Origin of the sequence: Rhodococcus sp. RS1C4 (assembly GCF_002258225.1) — a bacterium.
GTDB classification, from domain to species: Bacteria; Actinomycetota; Actinomycetes; order Mycobacteriales; family Mycobacteriaceae; genus Rhodococcoides; species Rhodococcoides fascians_E.
Window position 1 is genome coordinate 1 of the sequence record NZ_NOXZ01000035.1, and the last position, 14,883, is coordinate 14,883.

Here is a 14,883-nt window from a genome sequence, read left to right on the forward strand (position 1 = left end):
GTCGACACGCAAGCGCGGTTGGGTGGTTGCCGGGGTAGCAGTGGCAGTGGTGGGTGTGTTGGTGGCAGGCGGAATCACCGCCGTGAGCCTGCTTCGATCGTCCGATCCCGACGGCCCTGTGGCCGGCCAACTCGCCAACACGTATCCGACTCAGCCGCAACAGGGGTGGACACTCGATGTCGACGACGTCCTGCCAGGCGGCATGTTCATGTGGCCGGACTCGCTGGCCGCTACGTACGGCACGGCGAAATTCACCGAAGTGGGATCGACCTTGGTGACCACCGTCGGCACCGGGCCAGGGCAGCAGAGCGAAGTCGTCGCAGTCGATGCGGCAACAGGTGCGCTGAAGTGGCATACGCCCGTCGAGGGAACGATCACCTGCGCCACCGATGTAATCGAAGCAACCCTGCCGTGTGTGGTCCGCAAACGCGACACTAACCTCGCCGAGATCACTTTCTTCGATCTCGATACTGGCGAAATCACGTCCACCGTCGACAGGCCGTCGGCGTCGATGGTCGAGGTGTCCGACGGTTCGGTATTTACCGTGGACAGCACGGAGGGTGGGTACACGGTCGCGCGCGGAACTCCCCGAGATCTGGACGCCCAGTGGACGACGTCGGAATCCTGGGACAGTGAGTGCGCAGGGTCGGGTGATGCCCACTATTTCGACATCGCCGATGGCATCGTGCGCTACACCAGTATTCGGACAATCGTTCTCAGCGCAGAGGACGGCCGACTGCTATCCGATCCGAACCTGGGTGGATTCGCCAGCTCGCCGGGTCAGGGGTTCGCCGGCGTGTTGTGCGAGATGCCGCCACCGGAGGACCAGTACACCAGCATCGTCACCGACCGCGACGGTGCCGAAAGATTCCGGGTCGATACGGAGACCCCGGCAGACCTGTGGATCGTCCCGCCGTCGGACTCGCGTCCCTTCATCGGCTCGAACGGCGCGTACGACATCGAAGACGGAAGCCAGCTGTGGTCGGTCGAAGGGGGCGAGTACTTCTCGCTGCGAAAGGTGATCGGCGACGTTGTTCTGGGACGAGACCTGGGCACGCTGTCCGCATACCGCATCGACACTGGTGAGGAACTCTGGTCCACTCAGGTGGAGGAAAACTTCGAATTCGCAGGGTCGGACGGTGAAAGAGTCATGCTCGCGGTCGAAGGTGGCCTCACCGCCGTCGATCTCGTGGATGGATCGACGAGCTGGTCGATCGCTGGCGACGGCACCAGGTGGTCGTGGGGCAAGGCGAATGACGGACTGGCCAACATCAGCAACGACTCGCTCACCTACTACCCGCCGACCGGGGGAACCGCGGGCGCACCCGGAATCGTGCCGACCCCCGACACGAGCGACGGTGAAGACCAGCTCGTCACCAAGTGCGGGAAGACCCCGACCCTCACCCCGGTCGAATACCGAACCGAAGCAGCGGGTCTCGTCGTCCGGATGGAAATGAAGGCATCCTGCCCAGGCGGCGACATCGTCTCGACGAACGCGATGAGGGTGTCCATCACGGACAGTGGATCGAGCGTCGCATCCGCGGTGTTCGACTTCTCGACCGACCCCGTCTATCTACCGCGTACCGACCGTAGCAATCTGACGAACTCGATCGAGCGCGAGTTCTTGTACGAACTCGACAGCTTCTGGCGTCTCCCCAACAGTTTGGGATCGTCGTCGAGTCTGACGAATGCGACGGCATCGGGCACACAACTCGTCGAGTGCGAAGACGAGGGGACGAGCGACGAGAGCCTCACGTCCGGCGCTCCGTCCCAGAGCCGTACGAACTCGCCTATCAAGGCCGTGCGCAGTGCCGCGCCGACGACCGCCGACGTCGAAGCCACGAGTTTCGACGCGCTGCGAGCGCAGGCCAATGCTGATCTGCCGTTCGTTCGAGGTGATTTGGCCGACCGCTGGGTTGCCCAGATCTCCTCGAAGCGAATTGGACTGGACGCCGCGGACATCAACGGGGCACCTGTCCGCTGGACTGCCGAACAGATCCTGCGACAGCACTTGCAGCTGCGGCTGATGTATCCCGAGGTACGGCTGTTATGGAGTGACGAGTGGCGGACCTTCGACCTGAGGGGATGGTGGATCACGGTCGCAGGACTGACCTTCGCCGACGCCGACGCAGCGAACGGTTGGTGTGACTCACGGCAGATCGCGATCGACCAGTGCTACGCCAAGATCGTCAGCAACAACCGGGATTCGTCGGGCACGACGAAATACCGGCGATGACAGTCGATTCGCCGTCGGTTGTTCGAACGACTGTCCCGGTCGACATTCTCCCCGGATAATTCAGCACACTGTCCACACCCTCTGAGGAGCTCGGCGCGTGCCCGGAGAAAACCCTTATCAGTACGGCCAACCGACATCGAACGGTGCGCCACAGCCTCCAGCGTTCTACCCACCCCCTCCCGCGTACCCTGGTGCACCGACGCACACACCGCACAGTGCGCCCCGGCAGGACCGACCACGGGAGCGGTCGGCTTTCGCCGACATCCCGGTTGGTGACTACGTCCGGGACGGTGTCACCGCCGGGCTGCTCCTCGTCTCGTTCTTTCTTCCGTGGTCGACCGCGTTCTCGATAGCCAGAGGAGGATCGGGCGGCATCATTGCGCTGGTCGTTCTCTTGACGCTGCTCTCTCTGGCGTCGCTGGGGTTGCCATACTTCGCGCGCCTGGGGATGTTGGGGCAGAACTGGCAGGTCAGCCAGCTCCGGGTGCTGCGTCTGGCGGTCAATGCACCGCTTATCGCCACGGTCGTGGTGTTCGTCTTCTACGACGCCATACGAGGAATGTTTCGCTTCAGCGAAACTGCGTCGATCATCAGCGGTGACGGCATCGGGTCTGCCGCATGGTTCGGGCTTGCGGGCGCCCTTCTCGCGGCTGCACCACGCGCTGCGGAGCTCCGAATCGACCCACGCGGTGGACCGCGGTGGCTGGGGTGGATCAAACCGTTGCTGATGATCGCCGTTGGGTTCTCGGTGGCGTCAGGCGTGCTGTCCCTGATCTTCATCCTCGTCTCGGCCAATCGATACGACTACTTCGACGGGGCCTACACCCTGCGAAACCTGATAGTGATTCTCGCTACTTCAGCAATCCCTGTGGCCGTTCTCGGTCTCATCGCCGCGGGCATCAATCGGAGCTTCGACTCCTGGCGCTTGACAATCGCCGGTCTCGGCGTCGCAGTGCTCATCTCGGGATTTTTCTTGTCCTTCGACGATCTTTCGAGCGTCGAACTGTTCCACCCGTTGATGACCAATCCGTATTACAGCATCACGTTCGTTGTCGCAGCCGCAGCAATCGCCTTCCTGCCCTACGCAGTACCGTCGACATCCGATGCAACTCACGCTGGCTACATCTGGCTCGACGCCGCCCGAAACGGTGTCCGAATCATTGTTGTCTGGAGCTTCGGAACCGCGATCTCGCACCTTGTCATGGCGGCCACCGGATTCGGTCCCGTGTCGGTCGGTGAGGCGATCGCGCTGGCCGTCTTCTCGGTTCTTATCGGGATCCTTGCGGTGGTCGGGTCGAAGGCTCTCGCGCTTCGATACACGTCGGAAGACCCGCGCCCATCACGCGAAGTAATCATCGGAATCTGCCTGGGACTGCTCGTACTCATGGTCGGCCGACTCGTCACGCAATCGATCATGCACGATTACGGCTATCCGAGTGTGTGGACGTTCGACCTCGCGACGGCCGTGGTGACGATCTTCATTGCCCTTGCCGTGGCAGTCGCACCCGCCGTTCGTGATCTGTACAGCGGAGTCCCTCTCTTTGCATCCGTCACCGCGGGTCCAGCGCCTATCGGTCAGTACGGCCAGCCCGACCCGCGTCAGCCGTACAACCAACCGACTCAGCATGATCTATCGTCTGCAGCACCGACCGCCGCCGCCGATCCACGCACTCCCGCGGCGACACTGTTCGAGATCGCAACGAAGTCTCCGGAACTCCGGCCTGCAGTGGCGGCCAATCCCTCCGCGTACGACGACCTCATCGCCTGGCTGGGAAAGCTTGGTGATCCAGCGGTCGACGCGGCGTTGGCTCGGCGGGCGCTGGGGCAGTTCGGACTTCCCGCCGAGTCGGCCCACAACGCGTCGTCGCAGTCCGCGGTGAATGATTCGGGGGTACAGGCTGACAGTAGTGAGGCCAGGGCTGCCGATCCGAACACCCCGGCGGCAACCCTGTTCGAGATCGCCACCACATCCCCGGAGCTTCGGTCGGCAGTGGCAGCGAATCCCTCTACTTACGACGACCTGGTGAATTGGCTCGGAAAGCTGGGGGACCCCGCTGTCGATGCTGCTCTGGCTCGGCGAGCGCTTGGTCAGTTCGGCCTTCCTGCCGCGGTTCCGCGCCGGACTGATACCGAGTCGCCGGAACAGGGTGCCGGGGCCACTGCCTCTCAGGCGTCGGCTCGCGCACTGGCCGCTGCAGATCCCGGCACTCCCGCCGCGGCGTTGTTCGATATTGCGAGTAACTCGCCGGATCTTCGAGCCGCGGTGGCAGCGAACCCGAAGACGTACGACGACTTGCTCACGTGGCTCGGCAAGCTGGGTAATCCAGACGTGGATGCAGCACTGGCGAGCAGGGCTCTTGGGAACAAAGCCTCTGCACAACAGGAGTCGAGCATCCCGGCATCGACCCCGCAGGCATTCAGCACGCCGGAACCCGCGCCGACGCCGCCCGTCGCGCCAGCCGAACCAGTCGCGACTGCACCTGCCGACGCCACATCAGCGGTCGACTCCACGCCACTAGTCGATGCCACTCCAACGATCGAGGAAGCTGCGACGCAAGAAACCACTCCGACGCCGACCGCCACTGTCGCGACCGAAGTGCTGGAGATCGACGAGGACACACGTGCGGTGTCAGACCCGACATGCTCAGCAGCAATCCTGTTCCGCGCGGCCGAGCACCGGCCCGACTTACGTGCCACGGTGGCCGCGCATCCGAATGCATATCCGGGACTGCTCGAGTGGCTCGGTGCGCTCGGCGATTCTGCGGTGAACGACGCCCTGGCGAGGCGGCCATGATGCCACCCGGACCGCCTCCGCCACCACCGCAGGCAGCGGCCGTCGAGGCTGCACCACCACCTCCACCGCCACCGCCGCCGGTCGAAGGTGTGCCGGGGTATGTCGATGCCTACAACTATCAGGTGGTCGACAGCGGACGGAGTTCGCGGCGAAAGCCTTACCCTCCCTCGATCATCTCGGTGGTAGTGCTGGTTGTCAGTATTGTGCTCGGACTCGTAGTGGGGATAGCAATCCCGGTCGAGGAGGAGGCGAAGCTCCTTGTTGCGACGGTGATGGGGGTTATCGGTTTCGTCGGGTTCGCCTGGATGCAGGACGTAAGCGTGGGGCGTCGTATAGCCGCGACTGTTCTGGCGCTGTTGTCCGTCGCATGGTTCATCGCACCGATCACGCTAGTCTTGGGAATCGGGTTCATCACCGCTGCTTGGATTCTCGTGCGTCGTCGAACTCTCGTTCCACTGGCCGTGACCCCGTTTGCGGTGGTAGCAGCCTTCGCTGCCAGTATCTACTTTTCGTATCGAGCAAACAGCGCAGGCGTCATCTTCGCATTTATCCCAATCTTGTTGACCGCGGCCGTGTTTGCCTGGGTGGCCGTGGGCATCGACAGTCTGATCAAGACCTCCGCTGCGCAAGCCGAGTATCGATCTACACCTGCGCTGGTGCATCTGGGTTATTCTGCGACCGGTGAGCCAATGTACGGGTACGCGGCACCAGTCTCTTACGGGTACGCGACTGCCGCCCAATCCACAAGTATCGTGGCGACCCTCTCACTCATATTCGGCCTGTTTGGTTCCGGAATAATCGCAGTCATCCTGGGTCATGTTGCACACAGTCAAATTCGGCGAACAGGCGAGCGCGGATACGGAATGGCGACAGCCGGGCTGGTACTCGGATATCTCGCCGTAGTCGTCTACGTCGGACTCGGCATCGCCTACGGGGTGGCCGTCGAAAACTACTACTTCGTATGACATACGCGGCCAATACAGTCGAAAGGGGGACCTCGTGGTGAGCCCGTGGCACATCCTTATAGTCCTTGCAGTAATCACGATCCCTGCGATCGTCATCGGCGCTGTCGTGTATTCCGTGGTCGCATCCAATCGAAAGTCCCGCGTTTCTGCGGCACCGGTCCAGTTCGCCACTCCGCCAGGGTGGTACCCCGATCCTGGCCAGCAGAATCGCCTGCGGTGGTTCGATGGAAAAGCCTGGACGGACTCGACCTCCGGGTGAGTGCGCGAGCAGCAGAGATCATTCGAGTAGCAGATACCCAACGGATAGCCGGCGTGTGAAGCTTCCAGGAAGCTATCGTGCGAGCATCGGATGAGTCATGACACTTGAACAACCCCCCAATCACGGCGTGCCGCCATCCGCACCTCCGCCGCCGCCACCGCCTCCTCCGCCTCCCGCCGAGGCCGTGCACCCCGAGCCTGTCTCGCAGCCGGTACAGCAGGCGCCCTATGTTGCGGCACCGCATCCGCAAGCGCAGTACGGCGCCTCGCCTCAGAAACAGCAGTATTCAGCGGGATCACAGCCGCGATTCGCCAGTGACGGAACGCGTCTCGCGACGACCGGGGTACGGGTAGCGGCCCGGTTGCTCGACTTCTTCTTGCTGAGCATCGTCTCGTTCATCGGCGGAATGATTTCGTCGGCGGCGCTGGGGAGCGACTTCGACTACGACTCGTACAGAATGACGTCCGGACTGATCACTCTCGTGATCTCGCTGGGTTCCATTGCATACTTCCTGTATGCCGAAAGTCTGTACGGGACTACCGTCGGCAAGCTGGTTCTTGGAATCAAGGTCCGATCGACCGACGGTGGTCCGCTTCCGTTCGCGCAGTCGTTCAAGCGCAACGCCTTCGTGCTTCCTATGTATCTCGGGTCGGCGATTTCGTCGATGATCGTCCTCGGTAGCGACCAGGACCTCGCCGGGGCGATCACGTCGCTGTACTACGGCGGAACGATCGGAATTCTCGGAACCATTGCCACGATCGCACTCTCCATTGCTTTGATCATCTCGATCGGCAATTCGCCTACTCTGCAGGGCGTTCACGACAAGATGGCTGACTCAGCTGTCGTGACCACCCGGTAAGTGGACCGCTCATGCCAACGAGCCCCTCGCCGCATCGGCGAGGGGCTCGGTCGGGTGCGTCGATAACGTCGAGGTCAGTAACCGGGTCTGGGTTCGAAGCCAGGATCGGGTAGTTCCGGCGGTGCCTGCTGGGCAGGCTCCGGCTCCACCTCGACCTGCTCCTGCTCGACGGGTGCCTGCTGGACAGGCGCCTGCGGCACGTTGGCCGGGGCGGTGTATTCAGCGGCCGGGGGAGCCACTTCGGCCGGCGCGGGCGCAACTGGGTCAACGGAGGGTACTGCGGCCGGTGGCTCCGTCGTCGCGGCTGCAGTCGTCGTGCTCGCAGTGGACGTCGCCGACACCGATGTCGTCGTCGTAGTCGCAGGTGCTGCTTCCTCGTCTCCGCATCCGGTGAGCAGTAGTGACAATCCGGCTGCAGCTACAACCGATATGCCTCTCAGGGAAGGGGCCATGAACGTGTACTCCTGTCACAATCGAAACGTGTCGCGTCGAGATGGGGTGAACCTAGCATCCGTTCGAGGGTGCCGATCGACTGTCCGTCGTTCGAATGAATAAGCCGGGGAGCGGACTTCGAGATACCCGGATTGCTCGGTGAGCGTCTAAAGTGACATCGACTTCAGTTCGGTGAGCAGAAAGTTTCCCGCCTCGATGACAATTGCACGTATTCGGTCCATCCTTGCCTGCGCGCTGGCAATCGCAGGGGCTGCCTTGCTCTTGACCGCGCCGACCGTGTCGGCAGCGCCCGACGGCGGTGCGACGCTGGTAACCATGGGCGATTCGTTCACCGCGACGGCACCGATCCTCGGAGATCGCGGTGACGGGTGCGTTCGTCCTCCGACATCGTGGCCCGCCCAGCTTGCTGACCAGCTGGCTCTCGGTGGCACCGACCGGTTCGTCGACGTGTCGTGCAACGGCGGCACCATTGATACCGGTGACGGCTACACCCTGGTTCAGCAGGCACGTAAAGCGGCCGCTGAGGGGGCTTTCGGACCGGCAACCAGAGCGGTCACCATCCAGGCCGGTTGGAACGACACCTGGGGAGCGTCGCCGGGACGGGCGTTCCCCTCGGTGGATTGCTTGCTCGATCTCGTTCGCGGTTGCGGTCTCGATGCTGCCGACCAGGGACGGCTCCCGGACTACCGAGCTGTGAACGGACAGGCCTTCGCGGATCGGGTTCGCACCGTCGTCGAGTACGTGCGGTACTACGCGCCGAACGCCAAGGTCGTACTGGTGGGATACCCCGAGGTGTTCACCGGCGGGCATAGCGCGGCCTGCGTACAGGTCGGAGGTGGTACTGCAGTGCAGCCCAACGCATCCGGGTACATCACGTATCTTTCGGCGCTCGATTCCGCCCAGCGAGAAGCTGCGCGGATCCTCGGGATCGAGTTCTTCGATGCTCTCGCCGTGACAGCTGGCCACGGCAGCTGCACCGCCGACCCGTGGATCGGTGGATTCACGGGTGTGGACTCGCTGTACGTCGGAGCTCCGATTCACCCGACTCCGCACGGCAATGCGGTCCTCGCGTCCGCGCTGCGCGGCCGACTCGCGATCTGAGCGGACGGTGGTGTCGAATTCCGAACCGGAAGTGACGAAGCGACGGAATCTGCCTTCGCTGACCGGTGCTCGATGGTGGGCAGCGTTCGCAGTGTTCGTGCTTCATGCCCTGGTTTTCCTGCCGGTGTACCCGTTCCAGAAGTCGTCGACTTTCGAGACCATTCATCGATTCGTCCCCATGCAGCTCGGCGCCGCAGGAGTGACCTTCTTCTTCGTCCTGTCCGGTTTCGTCATCTACTGGTCGTTCCGCCCGGGATCGTCCACATGGCAGTTCTATTGGCGGCGCGCGCTCAAGATCTACCCGACGCACATCGTTGCCGCCCTGGTGTTCATCGTGGCAGCTTCGGTCCCGTTGTCACGTGCGGTGGTGTGGGTTCCCAACCTGCTCCTGGTGCATACCTGGGTGCCGAAGTGGACGATGGTCGGCGGGCTCAACGTTCCGTCGTGGTCCCTGTGCGCCGAAATCTTGTTCTACGCGTGCTTTCCGCTGTCGATGCCGCTGATCAGCAGGATCAAGTCCAACCAGCTGTACTGGGCGTTCGGGATCCTGGTTCTGGTCATAGCAACTATCCACGTGTCGTATTTCGTCTTCGTGGACGGCCCGCGCGGAATCGGCAACATCTTCGCCCCCAGGCTCCTCCCCGGAGACGTCTCGCCGATGTTCGAAATTCACGCCTCGCCGGCGTGGTTCGCCCAGGACGACATCCCGGTGTCCCCGTCCTACTGGTTGAGCTACACCTTCCCGCTCTCCCGGCTACCCGAGTTCTTCATCGGGGTTCTTACCGCACGCATGGTCCTGGAGGGCTACTGGCGCAATATCCGGCTGACACCGCCCTTGGGCGTGCTCGCGGTGGCCTTCGCGGCGACCTGGGTTGTTCCCATCAATTTCAAGATGTCCGCTCTGCTGGTCGTCCCGGTTGCCGCCGTGGTCGCCACCTTGGCGGCGAGAGATCTCGCCGGTATCAAGGGGTTGAACTCGTCGCGTCCAATGGTGTGGCTGGGCGACATCTCGTACGCGTTCTACATGATTCAGTTTCCGGTGATGGTTGTTCTCACGCGTCTGTTCATCGGCGGAAATGCCTACGACTTCGCCGGTTGGTTCTTCTGGGCCGCGGTGAGCCTGGTGGTCTCGATCGGCGCTGCCTACTTGATCTACATCGCGGTGGACCAACCGTTGATGAAACGCTTTGCGCGTCGTCGGGCTCCATCGTCGACGCACGATGCCGTCGAAAACACAGCAGGAGTGCACCAGTGAGCCGGAACGAAGACCGCGGCGCAGTGCCGATACCACCCCCGCCACCACCTCAGGCACGTCGTTCCCGTCAGGCGCCGCCACGCCCTGCGCCGCCGCGCCCTGCGCCGCCTCGCCCCGGACCGTCAGTGCCGCAACCGCCCGTGGCGCCGGGTCGTGCCTGGGGTGCGCCGCCACCTCCCGCGCCGGGCGGCCGGCCACCGCGCAAGCGGTCTGTCCTGCCAATAGTGTTGGCACTCGTCCTGGCGGTAATTTTGCTGGCAGCCGGCGCGACCGCGGTGTGGTACTTCCTCGGCGCCGGTACCGAGCAGGACGCCGACGCCGACAACCCGTCGCAGTCTGCCGCGGAGAACCCCGACGACGTCTTCGGCGCCTCGGATGCGGCACCGCGCAACCTCACTTCGCCCGTCGGAGCGAGCCCGTGGGCGGTCGCGCTCGACCCGTCGACCGACACCGCTTATATCACCAATTCCGACAACGGGACCATGTCCGTTGTGGACTCGGGGACCGGAGTGACCCGCACGAGCGTGCCGATCGGCAGTAAACCGGCAGGCGTCGCCTACAACGCGCAGAACAATTCGGTGTATGTCAGCGACGCCAACGGTCGATCCGTCTCCGTCGTCGACGCACGTTCCAACGCGGTCGTAGCTGTTGTCGCAGTGGGCAGCGGCCCGTACGCGATCGCGGTCGACGACGCTACGAACACTGTCTTCGTCTCCAACTTCGACGAAGGCTCGGTCTCGGTCATCGACGGCAGGTCGAACCAGGTGACAGCAACGGTACGAGTGGGTGCCAACCCCTATGGCATCGCTTCCGATCCGAACTCGGGCTCGATCTACGTCACCAACGCAGGCGATCGCTCGGTGTCGGTGATCGACGCTGCACGTCGTGCTGTGATCGCAAACATTCCGGTCGGTGCCGAACCCTGGGGTGTCGCAGTCGATTCCCGAGCCGAGAGGGCGTATGTCACCAACCACTCGGACAACTCCTTGTCGGTGATCGACACGGTCTCGAAATCGGTGGTGTCGACCATTCCTGCAGGTGTGTCTCCGGTCGGGGTAGCGGTCGACTCCTCTACGTCCGCCGTGTACATCGCCGACCACGGGTCCAACACGGTCACCGTGGTCGACGGACGTTCCAACACAGTCGTATCGAGCATTCCGGTCGGCACCAACCCGCACGGAATCGCTGTCGATCCCGATGGCGCGACCTTGTTCGTCACCAACTTCGAAGACGCGACGTTCTCTGCAGTCGGATACTGACCTGTGCGGACGTTCGAACGATCGCGCACCCGGCGCGGATTGGCCCTTCTTGCGGTATCTGTGGTCCTGGTGAGCTGCGGGCAGGTCGGTGCCGACGATGCCGTCTCCAGCGCCGAGACAGCGGCTGCGACCGCGTCGTCGACGGTTCCGCCGGTCGTCGACCTGGCCGTCGAGGTGGACCCGCTCGTACAGGCAACCATGAGTCAACTGGCAGTACCCGGCGCGGTGGTCTACATCCGTACGCCGGAGACAGTGTGGCAGAACGCCTATGGAACACGAACTGTCGGCGTGGACGACCCCGTCACGGTCGACGATCACTTCAGAGTCGGATCGATCACGAAGACCATGGTGGGTACAGTCGTGCTGCAACTGATCGAGTCGGGCGCACTGTCGCCCACCGACGTGGTCTCTCGATTCCGCTCGGACGTACCGAACGGTGACCTCATCACCATCGCGGATCTGCTCGACATGCGAAGCGGTCTCTACAGTTACACCGAGGACAGTTACTTCAACACGGTCTTGGATACGAATCCGAGTCGGGTGTGGGAGCCGGAGGAGTTGCTCGCCATCGGATTTGCGGGGACCCCGTATTCGTCGCCGGGCCAGGAATTTCGCTACACCAACACTAATACGGTTCTGCTCGCCACCATCGTCGAATCGATCCTTGGCGACGACATCGGATCGGTGCTGACGCAGCGGCTGTTCCAACCACTCGGACTCGACAACACCAGTTTCCCCGAATCGGCCGACGCGGCGATTCCCGAGCCGTCGCCGCATGGCTACCTGTTCGGTACCAATTCGTCCGCTCGAACGTCGGTCAAACTGTCCTCGTCCGATGTCGAAAGTGCGAGAAACGGAACGCTCCTACCCAATGATGTGACGGATCTCAACCCGTCGTGGATCTGGGCTGCCGGGGGAGCGATCTCGACTGCGGCGGATATGGCAACCTACGGCCGGACGCTGGTTCGCGGCGATGGACTTTTGAGTCCGGACAGTCAATCGCGCCGTCTCGCAAGCGTGTCTGTGGACCCCGCCGATCCCAGTCCCGGTGATTACGGTCTCGCGTGGCAGGCGTACGGACCGTTGATCGGCCACGACGGCGCAATACCCGGGTTTCAATCCTTCATGGGCCACGATCCGATCAGCGACACGACCATCGTCGTGCTGTGTACCCTGCGCGATGGTCCCGCCGGTGGGCGGCCCGCGAACGAGATCGCCATGGGTGTGCTGCAGCGAATGCAGAACGGACGATAGATACCGCGCGGGCTAACGCTGACTTTTCATCCGAACGAGCTACAGCGCAAAATAATACTCAGCAGGCATGATTCATGCAGGTGGAGGGTTATCGGACCTTCCTGTACCAATTCGTGTCGAGTGGAGTGACGAGTGACGAAATCCAGCGTGATCCGGAACGGATGTTTGGCGTCCGCAGCAAGTTTGGCGATAGTGTTCGGATCGGCGCCGACGGCAACGGCGGTCCCGATCGATTTCATCGAAATCGACACATGGGGATACGAGGAACTGACGCCAGATGTGTACGAAGGTAATTTCTTCGATCCCACGGAATTTACGGTCGGCGCAAAGCTCTGGAAGCAAGGACGTGAACTGTACGGTTCTTCCGGGTGCAATTCGGTCATTACTGTGCGTGGTTACTTCGGTCTGGTCGGCCAGACGGATCACAGCCAGCGGTGCAGCCTGGCGAACCCCGGACTGCGAGTAAAGGTACCGTTCGACGGTAAATACTTGATCACAGTGACGGCCAGCGGATCGGACGGCGTGCCGCTGACCGCCACCCGAGAGGTTCACGTGGGTCCGGCGGCAATCGTCCCTGCTGTCATCGACACCGGCTCGGCGACTGTTGGCCTGCCGAGTGGTTCCTCCACCACAGGTTCGACGGGATAGCTCCGGTAGTCGAAAGGGCGGGCGCATCGGCGCCCGCCCTTTCGTGATCCATCTACTGGACGTCGAACGTCGCGACGCCGACCTTGCCGGAGACCCGGTCGAATGCCGTGACCGTATAGGTACCCGGTGCAGTGACTTCGATCCCGTTGTCACTGCCGTTGAAGCTTGTCGCGAAATATCCGTGGCACTCGGCGCTCTGCACCACTGGAAATGCTGTGGGTCCGGTGATCGTGACTTCTACCTGACAGTCGTCACCCTCGTAGTCCACCTCCGGGTCGGTCATGACGGGCACCCAATTGAACGCCACATCAGCCTGGCCGCGGTCGTTCAGTCCGTACAGCGTCGGTCCGAGCTTCTTCCCCGTGATTACGGGTTCGGCAAGTTTGGTGGAGACCGTCAATCCGACGATGTCTCGTGCGGTGAGCTTTTCAGTGGGAGTCGCGGCGGGCGATGCGGTGCTGGTGGGGGTGGTGACGGAACCGGTCACGTCAAGCTCGACCGTTGCTGTGTTGGCCCCGGTGAACTCACCGATCACGCCCGTGATGGAGTTCGCCAGCAGGGCAGCGCCACCGGGAAGCACGGTGAGAACGGCCGCCAACGACCGAGTGGCCAGGGACGCCGTCTTCTCCGCCGTGACACCTCCCGCGCACGTCGTGAATCCCTTTACGAACACGCCCACGTCTGCTGCACCGCTGAGGGACCCGTTGCGCCCGACCAACGTGGACATGCACTCCGCCACTGAATCGAGCTGGAACAGGGCGGCATTGGGATAGAGAATGTTCAGACCGTAGATGAGAATGTTCACGAGATTCATCGCAGCCTCGACCCTCAGGGTCACCGTGCCCGGCAACGTCGCAGGATCGAACGTCAACGACGTCGAGCCGCCCGGGAGCAAGAATGTGCCGGCCCCGACAACGGGTGCAAGGATGGTCGAAAACGTGGCGGAGTTCGCGATCGATTCGAGATCCGCAGGCAAATTCACCACCGACGAAGCGGGGTTCGGACTGGACGACACAGTCCATCCCTGCGACGAGAGCGACGCCAGTTCGACGTCGACGTTGGAGCCGGAGGCGGTGAGGCACGGCTGAACGACGGTATTCGACGACGTCTCGGCAGTGATTGTTCGTGTGCCGATTGCAACGGACTGCGTCGTGCACGCGGGCGGTGGAACGTCCAAGCCCAGAAAGCCGTTGATCGCGGACGTGAACGCGGACGACATGGCCTTCGCGTCGAAGACGGCGGGAAAGAAGCTGGACAGATGAGTCGTAGTGGCAGTCAGCACCTTGCGGTCGGCGTCCCACGTGGAGGGCAGAACTTCGCTCACCGATGATCCGTCGGGTACGGCGACGATTACTGGAATCGCTGATTCGCTGTCGGTAAACGTCGTCGAGGACGACGACAGATCGAAAGCGAGTGTCATCGGTTTCGCCGGCTGCTCACCGTTGCCGAGCGTGATGCTGGCGCCGGATGCTAAGCCGGAGACGTACTTCGGAGCCCCGCTGGCGGGAATCGGGTCGGCATCGGCGACCTCTACCGACGTGCCTGCGACCGCAACTCCCGCGGGCGCGGTAATGGTGATGGCGCTGTCGGTGAGATTGACGCGGGTGCTCAAACCGGCGGCGTCGACAGCAGTGCTCGGCGTCACCTCGGGGCTCGAGGTGGGAGCTGCATCCGAGGAGCAGGACGCGGTTACTATCGTGACGACGAGAGCTACAGCTACTGCGATCGGACGCTGGGCACTGCGCACTGCGGACCTCCCGGGTCTCTCGAACTCGGCGACCGGGATCGGTCGTGCACCGA

The 14,883-nt window shown here is 62.9% G+C and carries 12 protein-coding genes; 10 read left to right on the top strand and 2 right to left on the bottom strand.

Annotation, left to right across the window (positions count from 1 at the left end):
* From CH289_RS17980 to CH289_RS18000, 5 genes are all read left to right on the top strand, one after another.
* Positions 1–2,236 (top strand): PQQ-like beta-propeller repeat protein (locus tag CH289_RS17980; RefSeq protein ID WP_256977315.1); only part of this gene is annotated, 2,236 nt, incomplete at its 5' end.
* 97 nt (positions 2,237–2,333) lie between these two features.
* Positions 2,334–5,030 carry a variant leucine-rich repeat-containing protein gene (locus CH289_RS17985; protein ID WP_094728302.1) on the top strand — a complete coding sequence of 899 codons (2,697 nt, stop codon included), beginning with the start codon at positions 2,334–2,336 and terminating at the stop codon, positions 5,028–5,030.
* Between the two features lie 122 nt (positions 5,031–5,152).
* Positions 5,153–5,995: a DUF4190 domain-containing protein gene (locus CH289_RS28785; protein ID WP_256977316.1), complete on the top strand. Its 843-nt coding sequence runs from the start codon at positions 5,153–5,155 to the stop codon at positions 5,993–5,995.
* 115 nt (positions 5,996–6,110) lie between these two features.
* Positions 6,111–6,254, top strand: a complete 144-nt coding sequence (locus CH289_RS29045) for a DUF2510 domain-containing protein (protein WP_094728354.1) — start codon at positions 6,111–6,113, stop codon at positions 6,252–6,254.
* Positions 6,255–6,351: 97 nt separating this feature from the next.
* Complete coding sequence (locus CH289_RS18000; protein WP_094728303.1) at positions 6,352–7,113, top strand: RDD family protein; 762 nt, start codon at positions 6,352–6,354, stop codon at positions 7,111–7,113.
* A 74-nt stretch (positions 7,114–7,187) separates the two neighbouring features.
* Here the strand turns inward: CH289_RS18000 and CH289_RS28040 are convergent, their stop codons facing one another.
* Complete coding sequence (locus tag CH289_RS28040; RefSeq protein ID WP_143545109.1) at positions 7,188–7,565, bottom strand: hypothetical protein; 378 nt, start codon at positions 7,563–7,565, stop codon at positions 7,188–7,190.
* A gap of 196 nt (positions 7,566–7,761) precedes the next feature.
* On the opposite strand from CH289_RS28040, the gene CH289_RS18005 reads away from it, so the two are divergent.
* From CH289_RS18005 to CH289_RS18025, 5 genes are all read left to right on the top strand, one after another.
* On the top strand, positions 7,762–8,667 hold the full coding sequence (locus tag CH289_RS18005) for an SGNH/GDSL hydrolase family protein (protein WP_080738255.1): 906 nt from the start codon (positions 7,762–7,764) through the stop codon (positions 8,665–8,667).
* A 31-nt stretch (positions 8,668–8,698) separates the two neighbouring features.
* Complete coding sequence (locus tag CH289_RS18010; RefSeq protein ID WP_052061903.1) at positions 8,699–9,922, top strand: acyltransferase family protein; 1,224 nt, start codon at positions 8,699–8,701, stop codon at positions 9,920–9,922.
* Positions 9,923–10,146: 224 nt separating this feature from the next.
* Positions 10,147–11,181 (top strand): YVTN family beta-propeller repeat protein, encoded by a 1,035-nt coding sequence (locus CH289_RS18015; RefSeq protein WP_052061891.1) that lies wholly within the window; start codon positions 10,147–10,149, stop codon positions 11,179–11,181.
* Positions 11,182–11,250: 69 nt separating this feature from the next.
* Positions 11,251–12,435 (top strand): serine hydrolase domain-containing protein, encoded by a 1,185-nt coding sequence (locus CH289_RS18020; RefSeq protein ID WP_143545110.1) that lies wholly within the window; start codon positions 11,251–11,253, stop codon positions 12,433–12,435.
* Between the two features lie 132 nt (positions 12,436–12,567).
* Positions 12,568–13,083 (top strand): hypothetical protein, encoded by a 516-nt coding sequence (locus CH289_RS18025; RefSeq protein ID WP_094728304.1) that lies wholly within the window; start codon positions 12,568–12,570, stop codon positions 13,081–13,083.
* Positions 13,084–13,135: 52 nt separating this feature from the next.
* Here CH289_RS18025 and CH289_RS18030 read toward each other — a convergent pair whose 3' ends face one another.
* Positions 13,136–14,830, bottom strand: a complete 1,695-nt coding sequence (locus tag CH289_RS18030) for a hypothetical protein (protein ID WP_143545111.1) — start codon at positions 14,828–14,830, stop codon at positions 13,136–13,138.
* Positions 14,831–14,883 lie beyond the last annotated feature (53 nt).

Excerpts from the sequence above, each read along its gene's own strand:
- CH289_RS18000 (WP_094728303.1), top strand. The coding sequence starts at position 6,352 with ATGACACTTGAACAACCCCCCAATCACGGCGTGCCGCCATCCGCACCT.
- CH289_RS18005 (WP_080738255.1), top strand. The coding sequence starts at position 7,762 with ATGACAATTGCACGTATTCGGTCCATCCTTGCCTGCGCGCTGGCAATC.
- CH289_RS28040 (WP_143545109.1), bottom strand. The coding sequence starts at position 7,565 with ATGGCCCCTTCCCTGAGAGGCATATCGGTTGTAGCTGCAGCCGGATTG.